Origin of the sequence: Streptomyces canus (assembly GCF_030815415.1) — a bacterium.
GTDB classification, from domain to species: Bacteria; Actinomycetota; Actinomycetes; order Streptomycetales; family Streptomycetaceae; genus Streptomyces; species Streptomyces canus_F.
This window is the reverse complement of record NZ_JAUSWW010000001.1, coordinates 7,525,750-7,539,217: the sequence shown is the minus strand read 5'-3', so window position 1 is coordinate 7,539,217 and position 13,468 is coordinate 7,525,750. Positions and strand designations below refer to the sequence as shown.

Genomic DNA, 13,468 nt, shown 5'->3' with positions numbered 1-13,468 from the left:
GCGCCCCGCGCGGACTCGCATCCGGCCACACATCCGTCGAAACCAATCCGAAGTCTCGGAGGACATGCGGTGAACGAACTGCCGCAGCAGCTGGTCAACGGCCTGCTACTGGGATCCATGTACGGGCTGGTCGCCATCGGCTACACGATGGTCTATGGCATCGTCCAGCTCATCAACTTCGCCCACGGCGAGATCTTCATGATCGGAGGGTTCGGCGCCCTCACGGTCTACCTGTACGTACTGCCCGACGGCACCACCATGTGGCTCGCACTGCCACTGATGCTCCTCGGAGCCATCATCGCCGCAGTCCTCGTCGCCGTAGGAGCGGAACGGTTCGCCTACCGCCCGCTGCGCACCGCGCCACGCCTCGCCCCCCTCATCACCGCCATCGGCCTCTCCCTCGCCCTCCAGCAGGCGGTATGGGCCTGGTACCCCGGGGCCAAGGAATCCATCAACTTCCCCGAGATCCCCGGCGGCCCCTTCGAGATCGGCAGCGTCACCATCCAGACCGGTGACGTCTTCCTGCTCATCGCCGCCCCCATCAGCATGGCGATCCTCGCCTACTTCGTCATGAAGACCCGCACCGGCCGCGGCATGCAGGCCACCGCCCAGGACCCCGACACCGCGAAGCTCATGGGCATCAACACCGACCGCATCATCGTGGTCGCCTTCGCCCTCGGCGCCGTCTTCGCCGCCGTCGGAGCCGTCGCCTACGGCCTCAAGTACGGCCAGGTCCAGTTCCGCATGGGCTTCATCCTCGGCCTCAAGGCCTTCACCGCAGCCGTCCTCGGCGGCATCGGCAACATCTACGGAGCCATGCTCGGCGGCCTCGTCCTCGGCCTCGCCGAAACCATGGCCACCGCCTACATCTCCGACGTCCCCGGCTTCGACCTGCTCGGCGGCCAGTCCTGGGCCAACGTCTGGGCCTTCGTACTCCTCATCCTCGTACTCCTCGTCAGGCCACAAGGCCTGCTCGGCGAGCGCGTCGCTGACAGGGCGTGACACCGATGACCACACAGACCACCGAAACCCCCAGCGCCCCCGTCAACAAGGACGGCAACGCCAAGGGCCTCATCGGCCTCCCCGAGAACGTCGGCCGCGCCCTCGCCACCGCAGGCGGCGTCCTCGCCATCGTCTCCACCTTCCTCGCCTGGACCTGGACCAGCGAGTTCCCCGGCGACCTCACCGTCACCGGCTACCCCGGCGGCCTCCAGGTCCTCGTCCTCATCGGCGGCGCCCTCACCGCCCTCTTCGGCCTCGCCTCCTACGGCGTCCCGGGCCTGGGCTGGCTCACCCCCGCCGGCGCCGACAGCGCCCTCAAACTCGCCTCGCTCGGCACCTTCACCACCGCCTGGTACACGGTCATCGCGATCACCGTCGAGCTCGGCGGCATCGTCAACCTGGAACCCGGCGGCTACATCGTCGCGATCGTGACCCTGGCCGGCGTCCTCGGTGCCTTCTCCCTGCCCTTCGTACGACCCGAGCCCGACCCCATCGACCCCGATGACACCGGCTGGGAGCAGTCCAAGCACAACGCACGCCACAAGTGGACCGTCTTCAAGGCGTCCATCGCCTCCGGCACCCCCAGCAAGGCACCCACGCTCCCCGCCTTCGCCGAGATCCTCGTCATCGTCGCCGCCATGGCCGTCGGCCTGATCGTCTTCACCTACGGCATCGGCACCGAATACGACGAACAATTCGTCGGCTTCCTCATCATCGTCGGCTTCGGCTTCGCCGCCCTCGCCAAGGCCGGGCTCGTGGCCCGAGTCTCGGCCATCACCGGCAAGCACCGCACCATCACCATGTTCGGCGCGTTCATCGCCGCCGCGCTCTTCCCCTTCACCCAGTCCGACGACCAGTACGCGACCATCGGCGTCTACATCCTGATCTTCGCCACCGTCGCCCTCGGCCTCAACATCGTCGTCGGCCTCGCCGGCCTCCTCGACCTCGGATACGTCGCCTTCCTCGGCGTCGGCGCCTACACCGCGGCCATGGTCTCCGGCTCCCCCTCCTCACCCTTCGACGTCCACCTGCCGTTCTGGCTCTCCGCGATCCTCGGCGCCGCAGTCGCCATGGTCTTCGGCGTCCTCATCGGCGCCCCCACCCTCCGACTGCGCGGCGACTACCTCGCCATCGTCACCCTCGGCTTCGGTGAGATCTTCCGCATCACCGTCCTCAACATGGACGGCACCTCCGGACCCGACATCACCAACGGCTCCAACGGCATCTCCTCGATCCCGAACCTCAACATCCTCGGCTTCGACTTCGGCGCCGAACACACCTTCCTCGGGTTCACCATCGCGCGCTTCGCCAACTACTTCCTGCTGATGCTCCTCATCACGCTGATCGTCGTAGTCGTCTTCCAGCGCAGCAGCGACTCCCGCATCGGCCGCGCCTGGATCGCCATCCGCGAAGACGAGACCGCCGCCCTCGCCATGGGCATCAACGGCTTCCGCGTCAAGCTCATCGCCTTCGCCCTCGGCGCCTCCCTCGCCGGCCTCGCCGGCGCAGTCCAGGCCCACGTCACCTACACCGTGACCCCCGAGCAATACCAGTTCGCCCACGTCGTACCGCCCAACTCGGCCTTCCTCCTCGCAGCGGTCGTCCTCGGCGGCATGGGCACCATCGCCGGCCCCCTCGTCGGCGCCGCACTCCTCTACCTCATCCCGGCCAAGCTCCAGTTCCTCGGCGACTACCAGCTCTTCGCCTTCGGACTCGCGCTCGTCCTCCTCATGCGCTTCCGCCCCGAGGGCCTCATCCCGAACCGGCGCCGCCAGCTCGAATTCCACGAAGAGGCCGAAGCGCCCACAGTCCTCGGCAAGACAGGGGCCTGACACATGACCACCGACACCACCACCCTCGGGACCACCGTCCTCGACGCCCGCGGCGTCACCATGCGCTTCGGCGGCCTCACCGCCGTACGCAACGTCGACCTCACCGTCAACAGCGGCGAGATCGTCGGACTCATCGGCCCCAACGGCGCCGGCAAGACCACCTTCTTCAACTGCCTCACCGGCCTCTACATCCCCACCGAGGGAGAGGTCCGCTACAAAGGCAACATCCTGCCGCCCAAGTCCTTCAAGGTCACCGCCGCCGGCGTCGCCCGCACCTTCCAGAACATCCGCCTGTTCGCCAACATGACGGTCCTGGAAAACGTCCTCGTCGGCCGCCACACCAGGACGAAGGAAGGCCTCTGGTCCGCACTCCTGCGCGGCCCCGGCTTCCACCGCGCCGAAAAGGCCTCCCGCGAACGCGCCATGGAACTCCTGGAGTTCATCGGCCTCGCCAACAAGGCCGAACACCTCGCACGCAACCTGCCCTACGGCGAACAGCGCAAGCTGGAAATCGCCCGAGCACTCGCGAGCGAACCCGGACTCCTCCTCCTCGACGAGCCCACCGCCGGCATGAACCCCCAGGAAACGCGAGCCACCGAAGAACTGGTCTTCGCCATCCGCGACAAGGGCATCGCCGTCCTCGTCATCGAGCACGACATGCGGTTCATCTTCAACCTCTGCGACCGCGTGGCCGTCCTCGTCCAAGGCGAAAAACTCGTCGAAGGCGACAGCGCCACCGTCCAGGGCGACGAACGCGTCATCGCCGCCTACCTCGGAGAACCCTTCGAGGACGCCCCCGGCGACGAAGAAATCGCGGAGGTCCAGGCAGCCGAGGCCCAGGCCGACACCACGACCGACGCCGCGCCGGGCAAGGAGAACGACCGATGACCGCACTGCTAGAAGTAGAGGACCTCCGGGTCGCCTACGGCAAGATCGAGGCCGTCAAGGGCATCTCGTTCAAGGTCGAGGCCGGCGAGGTCGTCACCCTCATCGGCACCAACGGCGCCGGCAAGACCACGACCCTGCGCACCCTCTCGGGCCTGCTCAAGCCGGTCGGCGGCCAGATCAAGTTCGACGGCAAGTCCCTCAAGAAGACCCCGGCCCACCAGATCGTCTCGCTCGGCCTCGCCCACTCCCCCGAGGGGCGGCACATCTTCCCGCGCATGACGATCGAGGACAACCTCCGCCTCGGCGCCTTCCTCCGCAACGACAAAGCGGGCATCGAGAAGGACATCCAGCGCGCCTACGACCTCTTCGCGATCCTCGGAGAGCGCCGCAAGCAGGCCGCCGGCACCCTGTCCGGCGGCGAGCAGCAGATGCTGGCCATGGGCCGCGCGCTCATGTCCCAGCCCAAGCTACTCATGCTGGACGAGCCGTCCATGGGCCTCTCGCCGATCATGATGCAGAAGATCATGGCGACCATCGCCGAACTCAAGTCCCAGGGCACGACGATCCTCCTCGTCGAGCAGAACGCCCAAGCGGCACTGTCGCTGGCCGACCACGGCCACGTCATGGAGATCGGTAAGATCGTGCTGTCAGGGTCCGGCCAGGACCTGCTGCACGACGAGTCGGTACGCAAGGCGTACCTCGGCGAGGACTGAGTCCCTGCCGCTACGGCTCTACGACGAGGCCCGCGCCCCCCCAGCTGGGGACGCGGGCCTCTCGCATGAACGCGGCCGGGGAAGGTCAGCCCTTCCCCGCCTTCTTCTCATCGGCGTCCTGGATGACAGCCTCGGCCACCTGCTGCATCGACATACGCCGGTCCATCGACGTCTTCTGGATCCAACGGAACGCGGCCGGCTCGGTCAGCCCGTACTCGGTCTGAAGAATCGACTTCGCCCGGTCGACGAGCTTGCGGGTCTCCAGACGCAGAGTGAGGTCGGCGACCTCGGCCTCCAGCTCCTTCAACTCGGTGAACCGGGACACGGCCATCTCGATCGCCGGTACGACGTCACTCTTGCTGAACGGCTTCACCAGATAGGCCATCGCACCGGCGTCACGAGCGCGCTCCACGAGGTCGCGCTGCGAGAAGGCGGTCAGCATGAGGACGGGGGCGATGCGCTCCTCGGCGATCTTCTCGGCCGCGGAGATGCCGTCCATCTTCGGCATCTTCACATCGAGGATCACGAGGTCCGGCTTGTGCTCACGGGCCAGCTCGATGGCCTGCTCACCGTCACCGGCCTCGCCGACGACGCTATAGCCCTCTTCCTCCAGCATCTCTTTGAGGTCGAGCCGGATGAGGGCCTCGTCCTCGGCGATGACGACACGGGTCGTCAGCGGAGGCACGTGCGACTTGTCGTCGTCGGGCGCGTCTACGGGCTGGGGCGACTCGGGGGCGGTCACGGGGGCTCCTTGTTGCGGGCCGGGCAGGTACTGCTGCGTAAGGAAGCCTACCTAGAGGCGGGGACCTGCGGTCACCCGGTACACTTCCCGACAGCTCACCAGCCTGCCCGGTTGGAGGAACTGGTCAGACTCGCGGTGCTCAAACCACCGTGCCTTAGGGCATGTGGGTTCGAATCCCACACCGGGCACATATCAGGAAGAAGCGGATGCTCACGTTCTCGTGAACATCCGCTTTTTGCTACACACAGGAACGATGAGTGACTCAGGGTGTTCATATGAACGCTCACGGCACTGAAGTTCGACAGAAGGCACTCACGCTGCTGCGTAACGGAGCGAGGAACGCAGACGTAGCCCGCCAGCTCAACATCCCCGCCGGGACAATCGGCAAATGGCTACACCTGGACCGATCAAGGCGCGGCGAGTGCCCCGGCAGGAAACCCCCGAAGTGCCCCCGATGCGACGACCGCCCTCTCGATCACGTCGCCTACGCCTACCTGCTCGGCCTCTACCTCGGGGACGGCTGCATCAGTACGTCCCGGCGAGACGTGCACTTCCTTCGAATCGCATGCGCCGACGCCTGGCCCGGCCTCATCGACGCCTGCGCAGAAGCCGTGCATGCAGTGAGCCCCGGCAACAAAGTGTCCCGCGTCCAGAGCCAGGGCTGCCAGTACGTCACCTCTCACAGCAAGCACTGGCCTTGCCTCTTCCCGCAGCACGGCCCCGGCAAGAAGCACGAACGCCTCATCGCCCTCGAACCCTGGCAGCAGGAAATCGTCGACGCCCAGCCTTGGGAATTCATCCGCGGCCTCATCCACTCCGACGGATGCCGCATCACCAACTGGGCAACTCGCCTCGTGGCAGGTGAACGGAAACGCTACGAATACCCCCGGTACTTCTTCACCAACCTGTCCGGCGACATCATCCGCCTCTTCACCACGACCCTCGACCACGTAGGCGTCGAATGGCGGCAGGCGAACCTCCGCAACATCTCGATCGCCCGCAAAGCCTCAGTCGCCCTCATGGACACCCACGTAGGCCCAAAACACTGACTACTTCGGGCTGTCGTCCTCCCCGATGTGGTGGACGCGGACGAGGTTCGTCGACCCGGCAACCCCGGGCGGCGAACCCGCGGTGATCACGACGATGTCGCCCTTCTCGCAGCGGCCGTACTTCAGAAGCAGCTCGTCCACCTGGTCGACCATCGCGTCCGTGGAGTCGACCTGGGGGCCGAGGAAGGTCTCCACTCCCCAGGTCAGGCTCAGCTGGGAGCGGGTCGCCGGCTCGGGGGTGAAGGCGAGCAGGGGGATCGGGGAGCGGTAGCGGGAGAGCCTGCGGACGGTGTCTCCCGACTGGGTGAAGGCGACCAGGAATTTGGCTCCCAGGAAGTCGCCCATCTCCGCCGCCGCTCGCGCGACCGCACCGCCCTGCGTGCGGGGCTTGTTGCGTTCGGTCAGGGGCGGGAGACCTTTGGCGAGGATGTCCTCCTCTGCGGCGGTGACGATCTTCGCCATGGTGCGGACGGTCTCGATGGGGTATTTGCCGACGCTGGTCTCGCCGGAGAGCATGACCGCGTCCGTGCCGTCGATGACCGCGTTCGCGACATCCGACGCCTCGGCCCTTGTCGGGCGGGAGTTCTCGATCATCGAGTCGAGCATCTGGGTGGCGACGATGACCGGCTTGGCGTTGCGCTTCGCCAGCTTGATCGCGCGTTTCTGGACGATGGGGACCTGTTCGAGGGGCATTTCGACGCCCAGATCCCCGCGCGCGACCATGATGCCGTCGAAGGCGGCGACGATGTCCTCGATCGCGTCGACGGCCTGGGGCTTCTCCACCTTGGCGATGACGGGGAGGCGGCGGCCTTCGTCGTCCATGATGCGGTGGACGTCGTCGATGTCGTGGCCGGATCGGACGAAGGACAGGGCGATGACGTCGAAGCCTGTTCGTAGGGCCCAGCGCAGGTCGGCCTCGTCCTTCTCCGACAGGGCCGGCACCGATACCGCGACGCCCGGCAGATTCAGTCCCTTGTTGTCGGAGATCACGCCGCCTTCGATGACGGTGGTGTGGACGCGGGGACCGTCGACGGCGGTGACTTCGAGGCAGACTTTGCCGTCGTCGACGAGGATGCGCTCGCCCGCGCTGACGTCGTCGGCGAGGCCTGCGTAGGTCGTTCCGCAGGAGTGCTGGTCGCCTTCGGCGCCTTCTTCCACGGTGATGGTGAAGGTGTCGCCGCGTTCAAGGAGTACGGGTCCTTCGGTGAAGCGGCCGAGGCGGATCTTCGGGCCTTGAAGGTCGGCGAGGATGCCGACGCTGTGGCCGGTCTCGTCGGAGGCCTTGCGGACGTGGTGGTAGCGCTCCTCGTGTTCGGCGTAGCCGCCGTGGCTGAGGTTGAAGCGGGCTACGTCCATTCCGGCGTCGACCAGTGCCTTGATCTGGTCGTATGAGTGGGTGGCGGGGCCCAGGGTGCAGACGATCTTTGCTCGGCGCATGTTTTGACCCTAGGGCTTACCGGTGGGTAGGGATTTGGTGGGCGGTGACTACTCAACAACCTTTGGGTGACGGGTTATTGACAAGAGTTGACTTGTGCGCCGGGGGGCTCTGATGAGCGTTTCCTTGTGCGAATTACGCGCGGTTTCACAGCTTCGGCGGTGCCATGGTGAAGCGGGCGTTGACCTGGGCGTAGACGCGTTGGCGTTGGGGTTCGAGGTCGAGGGGGGCGGCGGCGGTGTCCTCGGCTGCGGCGTAGGACATGGAGCGCATGCGGCTGCCGGGGGCGGCGGGGGCGAGGGGTTGGGCGTTCTCGGCGCCGATGTCGGCGAGCTCGACGAGGGCGGCGAGTGTGGTGCCCAGCGCCTCGGCGTATTCGCGGGCTCGCTGGACGGCTTCCTTGACGGCCTGCTGGCGGGCTTGGCGGTGGGCCGGGGAGGTGGGTCGTAGGGCCCACCACGGGCCGTCCACTCGCGTCAGGTCCAAGTCGGCCAGCCGGGTGGTGAGTTCGCCCAGTGCGGTGAAGTCGGTGAGTTCGGCGGTGACGTGGACGCGGCCGTGGTAGGCGTGGACGCGTTCGCCACGGCTTTTCTCCTTGAGTTGGGGTGTGATGGAGAAGGCGCCTGTCTCGAGTCGTTCGACGGCGTCGCCGTAGGTCTTGATGAGGTCGAGGACGGTGGCGTTGCGGCGGGTGAGGTCGTCGAGGGCGGTGCGGCGGTCTTTGCCGCGGGCGGCGACGCTGACGCCGATGCGGGCGATTTCGGGGTCGACTTCGAGGCGGGCTTCGCCGCGGACGGCGATGCGGGGTGCGTCGGGGGTGCCGTAGGGCAGGAAGTGTTGGGCGTCGTCCGCAGCTGGTGTGGTCATACGACCCACTCTGTCACTTTGTGGCGTGTTGTCGGCTGGTCGGGTGACGGGTTGGGTCATCAGATCGAAACCTGTAGGGGGTGTTGCGGTTCGGCGTGTGCGGGTCAGAATCTACGCGCGTTGTTGACCGTTCCCCGAGGAGATCAAGACATGCCGTTGAACCGCAGGAAGTTCCTGGAGAAGTCCGCCGTGACCGGTGCGGGCGTCGCGCTGGCCGGTGCCGTGGGGGCTCCGGCGGCCGAGGCGGCGGAGGCCAAGAAGGGGCAGAAGCCGGCGAAGCGGTACTCCTTCACGGTGATGGGCACCACCGATCTGCATGGCAACATCTTCAACTGGGACTACTTCAAGGACACGGAGTACACGGACGCCAAGGGCAACGCGAAGGGTCTGGCCCGGGTCTCGACCCTGGTCGATCAGGTCCGTGCGGAGAAGGGCCGCCGCAACACGCTGCTCATCGACGCGGGCGACACGATCCAGGGCACGCCGCTGACGTACTACTACGCGAAGGTGGACCCGATCACCGCCAAGGGCGGTCCGGTCCATCCGATGGCCGCGGCGATGAACGCGATCGGCTATGACGCGGTGGCGCTGGGCAACCACGAGTTCAACTACGGCATCGAGACGCTGCGCAAGTTCGAGGACCAGTGCCATTTCCCGCTGCTCGGTGCGAACGCGTTGGACGCGAAGACGCTGAAGCCGGCCTTCCCGCCCTACTTCATCAAGAAGATCTGCCCGCCCGGTCTCCCGCCGGTCAAGGTGGCCGTGCTCGGTCTGACGAACCCGGGCATCGCGATCTGGGACAAGGCGTATGTCGAGGGCAAGCTGGTGTTCCCGGGTCTGGAGGAGCAGGCGGCGAAGTGGGTGCCGAAGCTGCGGTCGATGGGTGCGGACGTGGTGGTCGTGTCGGCGCACTCGGGCTCCTCGGGCACCTCCTCGTACGGTGATCAGCTGCCATACATCGAGAACTCGGCGGCGCTGGTGGCCCAGCAGGTGCCGGGCATCGACGCGATCCTGGTCGGCCACGCGCACATCGAGATCGCGGAGCTGTTGGTCACCAACGAGAAGACCGGCAAGACGGTCGTGCTGTCGGAGCCGCTGGCGTACGCGCAGCGGCTGTCCCTGTTCGACTTCGAGCTGGTCTTCGCGAAGGGTCGCTGGACGGTCGAGTCGGTGAAGGCGACGGTGCGTGACTCGAAGACGGTCGCGGACGACCCGAAGATCACGAAGCTGCTGAAGGCCGACCACGACATCGTGGTGGAGTACGTGAACCAGGTCGTCGGTACGGCGACGGAGACGCTGACGACGGTCGAGGCGCGCTACAAGGACGCCCCGATCATCGACCTGATCACGAAGGTCCAGGAGGACGTGGTCAAGGCGGCGCTGGCGGGCACCGAGTACGCCGCGCTGCCGGTCCTCTCGCAGGCCTCGCCGTTTTCCCGTACGTCGGAGATCCCGGCGGGCGATGTGACGATCCGGGGCCTGTCGAGCCTGTATGTGTACGACAACACGCTGGTCGCGAAGTTGCTGACGGGTGCGCAGGTCAGGGCGTACCTGGAGTACTCGGCGCAGTACTTCGTGCGGACCGCGGCGGATGCCGCGGTGGACGTGGAGAAGCTGACGAACGCGGAGAGCCGTCCGGACTACAACTACGACTATGTGTCGGGGCTGTCGTACGAGATCGACATCGCGCAGGCGGCGGGTTCGCGGATCAAGAACCTCACCTACAACGGTGCGGCGCTGGATGACGCGCAGCAGTTCGTGTTCGCGGTGAACAACTACCGTGCCAATGGTGGTGGTGCGTTCCCGCATGTGGCTTCGGCGAAGGAGCTGTGGGCGGAGTCGACGGAGATCCGTACGCGGATCGCGGAGTGGGTGACGGCGAAGGGTGTGCTGAACCCGGCGGACTTCGCGTCGGTGGACTGGAAGCTGACGCGGAACGGTACGCCGGTCTTCTAGGTCCAGCCTTCGAAAGGCTCAGCAGAGTTGTGTCCACGGCGTCGGCGGGGTTTTCACGTCGGCGCCGTTGGCGTGCGTGCTCTTCTCCTAGCGTCCCTCGACGAGGGGGGTGAGTGTCTGGGCCTGGCGTGCGGCGGGGATCTGGGGCTGCTGGTCGAGGCCGAAGGTGGTGAAGGCCGTTCGGGTGGGGAGGGGGTAGGGGGCCTTTTGTGTCAGGGAGTTGAGGATGGTGGCGCTGCGCCAGGCGGCGAGGCCGAGGTCGGGGGTGCCGACGCCGTGGGTGTGGCGTTCGGCGTTCTGGACGTAGAGGCTGCCGGTGACGGAGGGGTCGAGGACGAGGCGGAACTGTTCGTCGACGCGGGGGCGTTCGCGGCTGTCGCGGCGCAGGTAGGGGTCGAGTCCGGCGAGGATGCGGTTCAGGGGGCGTTCGCGGTAGCCGGTGGCGAGGACGACGGCGTCGGTGGTGAGGCGGGAGCGGGTGCGCTGCTCGGTGTGTTCGAGGTGGAGTTCGACCTTGGTGGTGGCGACGCGGCCCGCGGTGCGGACGCGGACGCCGGGGGTGAGGACGGTGTCGGGCCAGCCGCCGTGCAGGGTGCGTCGGTAGAGCTCGTCGTGGATGGCGGCGATGGTGTCGGCGTCGATGCCTTTGTGGAGCTGCCATTGGGAGGTGACGAGGCGGTCGCGTTCGGCTTCGGGGAGGGCGTGGAAGTAGCGGGTGTAGTCGGGGCTGAAGTGTTCCAGGCCGAGTTTGGAGTACTCCATGGGGGCGAAGGCCTTGGTGCTGCCGAGCCAGTGGAGGCCTTCGCGGCCTGCGGGGCGGGTGCGGAGCAGGTCGAGGAAGACCTCGGCGCCGGTCTGTCCGGTGCCGACGACGGTGACGTGTGCGGCGCGCTGGAAGGCGTCGCGGTGGGCGAGGTAGTCGGCGGCGTGGATGACGGGCACGCCGGTGGCTTCGACGAGGGGTTTGAGGGGTTCGGGGATGTAGGGCTCGGTGCCGACGCCGAGGGCGATGTTCTTCGTGTACGTCCGGCCGAGGGCGTCGGCTTCTCCGTCGGTGTCGAGCTGGGTGAAGTCGACTTCGAAGAGGTCGCGTTCGGGGTTCCAGCGGACGGCGTCGACCTGGTGGCCGAAGCGGAGTCCGGGGAGGTTCTCGGCGACCCAGCGGCAGTAGGCGTCGTATTCGGCGCGCTGGATGTGGAAGCGCTCGGCGAAGTAGAAGGGGAAGAGTCTGTCGCGGCTCTTGAGGTAGTTGAGGAAGGTCCAGGGGCTGGCGGGGTCGGCGAGGGTGACCAGGTCGGCTAGGAAGGGGACCTGGATTCTGGCGCCGTCGATGAGGAGTCCGGGGTGCCAGTCGAAGGCGGGGCGTTGTTCGTAGAAGACGGTGTCGAGTTCGGCGAGGGGGTGGGCGAGGGCGGCGAGGGAGAGGTTGAAGGGGCCGATGCCGATGCCGACGAGGTCGCGGGGTGCGTCGGGTTGCTGGTGGGGCGGGGTGGGGGTCATCTGCGGGTGGTTCCTTCCACGACTTTCAGGAGTGCGGCCAGGTCGTCGGGCCGGGTGTGGGGGTTGAGGAGGGTGGCCTTGAGCCAGAGCCGGCCGTCGAGGCGGGCCCGGCCGAGGACGGCGCGGCCGTCGGTGAGGAGTTTTCGGCGTACGGCGGCGATGTCGTCGTCGGTGGCGTGGACCGGCCGGAACAGGACCGTGCTGATGGTGGGCGCGTCGTGGAGTTCAAACCCGGGGTGGTCCTGGATGAGTTCGGCGAAGTCCGTTGCCCGTGCGCAGACTTGGTCGACGAGTCGGCCTAGTCCGGTGCGGCCGAGGGTTTTCAGGGTGACGGCGATCTTGAGGGCGTCGGGGCGGCGGGTGGTGCGCAGGGAGCGGCCGAGGAGGTCGGGGAGGCCGGCTTCGGTGTCGTCGTCGGCGTTGAGGTAGTCGGCGCGCTGTCGGAGGGCTGCGAGGTCGCGGGCGTCCTGGACGGCGAGGAGGCCGGCGGCGACCGGTTGCCAGCCGAGTTTGTGCAGGTCGAGTGTGACGGTGGCTGCGGAGCTCAGGCCGGTGAGCTTGTCCCGGTGCCGGGTGCTGAAGAGGAGTCCTCCGCCGTATGCCGCGTCGATGTGGAGGCGGGCGCCGTGGGTTCGGCAGACCGCGGCGATCTCGGGGAGGGGGTCGATGAGGCCCGCGTCGGTGGTTCCTGCGGTGGCGGCGACGAGGTGGGGGCCGGGGAGGTCGGTGAGTGTGGCGTCCAGGGCGGCGGGGTCGAGGGTGCCTGTGGGGGCGGGGACGGTCACCGGGTCGGGGAGGCCGAGGAGCCAGGCGCTCCGCGGGAGTGAGTGGTGGGCGTTGGCTCCGTGGATGAGCCGGACACCGGCGCCGAAGGCTTCTCTGGCCAGGAGGAGGGCCAGTTGGTTTGATTCGGTGCCGCCCGTTGTCACCAGGGCATCGGGTGCGTTGTCGGCTGCGGCGCCGTTGTGGCTTGTCGCGCAGTTCCCCGCGCCCCTACGTGGGTCCCCGTAGACCTCGTTTGCAAGTACCCGGATCAGCAGTCGCTCCAGCTCCGACGCTGCTGGTGCCTGGTCCCAGGAGTCCAGGGACGGGTTGAGGACTGACGCCGCCAGGTCGGCTGCCGCCGCTACCGCGAGGGGTGGGCAATGCAAGTGGGCGGCGCACAAAGGGTCCGCCGGATCTGCTGAGCCTTGCGCCAAGGACCGGACCAGGTGCCGTAGGGCCTCCGGGTCGCCCTCGTCCGGGAGTACGTCGCCCAGCGCGTCCCGTACTCGTGCTGCGACCGTCTCCGGGCCTCCCGCCGGAAGTGGTCCCCCGCGCTCCTGTGCGCCGTCTCGTAGCGCTTCGAGGACGGTGTCGAGCAACGGGCGCAGGGCGCGGGGGCCTTCGGGTCCTGAGGCCAGTGGCGGGGTGCGCATGGTGCCAGCTTGTACGCGGTTGCGTGGGCGCGCCCGAGAGGTTCAGCGATTCAGACCCGAAAGGGG

At 67.5% G+C, this 13,468-nt stretch carries 11 protein-coding genes and 1 tRNA gene; 7 read left to right on the top strand and 5 right to left on the bottom strand.

The window, feature by feature from the left end; genetic code table 11:
- Positions 1-69 precede the first annotated feature (69 nt).
- The 4 genes from QF037_RS34830 to QF037_RS34815 are packed head-to-tail and all read left to right on the top strand — an operon-like array spanning position 70 to position 4,435.
- The gene (locus tag QF037_RS34830) at positions 70-1,002 is read left to right on the top strand and encodes a branched-chain amino acid ABC transporter permease (protein ID WP_307032114.1); all 933 of its coding nucleotides are present in this window, start codon (positions 70-72) and stop codon (positions 1,000-1,002) included.
- 5 nt (positions 1,003-1,007) lie between these two features.
- Positions 1,008-2,834, top strand: coding sequence for a branched-chain amino acid ABC transporter permease (locus QF037_RS34825; protein WP_307032113.1), 1,827 nt, complete (start codon positions 1,008-1,010; stop codon positions 2,832-2,834).
- A 3-nt stretch (positions 2,835-2,837) separates the two neighbouring features.
- Complete coding sequence (locus tag QF037_RS34820) at positions 2,838-3,722, top strand: ABC transporter ATP-binding protein (protein ID WP_307032112.1); 885 nt, start codon at positions 2,838-2,840, stop codon at positions 3,720-3,722.
- Positions 3,719-4,435 (top strand): ABC transporter ATP-binding protein, encoded by a 717-nt coding sequence (locus QF037_RS34815; RefSeq protein WP_307032111.1) that lies wholly within the window; start codon positions 3,719-3,721, stop codon positions 4,433-4,435. Before QF037_RS34820 ends, QF037_RS34815 begins: the two co-directional genes overlap by 4 nt.
- A gap of 85 nt (positions 4,436-4,520) precedes the next feature.
- Here QF037_RS34815 and QF037_RS34810 read toward each other — a convergent pair whose 3' ends face one another.
- Positions 4,521-5,177, bottom strand: a complete 657-nt coding sequence (locus tag QF037_RS34810) for an ANTAR domain-containing response regulator (RefSeq protein ID WP_171147617.1) — start codon at positions 5,175-5,177, stop codon at positions 4,521-4,523.
- A gap of 105 nt (positions 5,178-5,282) precedes the next feature.
- Here QF037_RS34810 and QF037_RS34805 point away from each other — a divergent pair.
- Positions 5,283-5,365: transfer RNA gene (locus tag QF037_RS34805), tRNA-Leu, on the top strand.
- Positions 5,366-5,452: 87 nt separating this feature from the next.
- Positions 5,453-6,226, top strand: a complete 774-nt coding sequence (locus QF037_RS34800) for a helix-turn-helix domain-containing protein (protein ID WP_307032110.1) — start codon at positions 5,453-5,455, stop codon at positions 6,224-6,226.
- Here the strand turns inward: QF037_RS34800 and pyk are convergent, their stop codons facing one another.
- Both pyk and QF037_RS34790 read right to left on the bottom strand, forming a co-directional pair.
- Positions 6,227-7,663, bottom strand: coding sequence for a pyruvate kinase (gene pyk / locus QF037_RS34795; RefSeq protein ID WP_307032109.1), 1,437 nt, complete (start codon positions 7,661-7,663; stop codon positions 6,227-6,229).
- Positions 7,664-7,808: 145 nt separating this feature from the next.
- Positions 7,809-8,528 carry an SIMPL domain-containing protein gene (locus QF037_RS34790; protein WP_307032108.1) on the bottom strand — a complete coding sequence of 240 codons (720 nt, stop codon included), beginning with the start codon at positions 8,526-8,528 and terminating at the stop codon, positions 7,809-7,811.
- Positions 8,529-8,678: 150 nt separating this feature from the next.
- Between QF037_RS34790 and QF037_RS34785 the strand changes: the two genes are divergently transcribed.
- Complete coding sequence (locus QF037_RS34785) at positions 8,679-10,484, top strand: bifunctional metallophosphatase/5'-nucleotidase (protein WP_307032107.1); 1,806 nt, start codon at positions 8,679-8,681, stop codon at positions 10,482-10,484.
- An 87-nt stretch (positions 10,485-10,571) separates the two neighbouring features.
- On the opposite strand, the gene QF037_RS34780 is transcribed toward QF037_RS34785, so the two are convergent.
- Positions 10,572-11,984 carry a lysine N(6)-hydroxylase/L-ornithine N(5)-oxygenase family protein gene (locus QF037_RS34780; protein WP_307032106.1) on the bottom strand — a complete coding sequence of 471 codons (1,413 nt, stop codon included), beginning with the start codon at positions 11,982-11,984 and terminating at the stop codon, positions 10,572-10,574.
- Positions 11,981-13,402 carry a pyridoxal phosphate-dependent decarboxylase family protein gene (locus QF037_RS34775; protein WP_307032105.1) on the bottom strand — a complete coding sequence of 474 codons (1,422 nt, stop codon included), beginning with the start codon at positions 13,400-13,402 and terminating at the stop codon, positions 11,981-11,983. The genes QF037_RS34780 and QF037_RS34775 overlap by 4 nt, the downstream gene beginning before the upstream one ends.
- Positions 13,403-13,468: the final 66 nt, after the last annotated feature.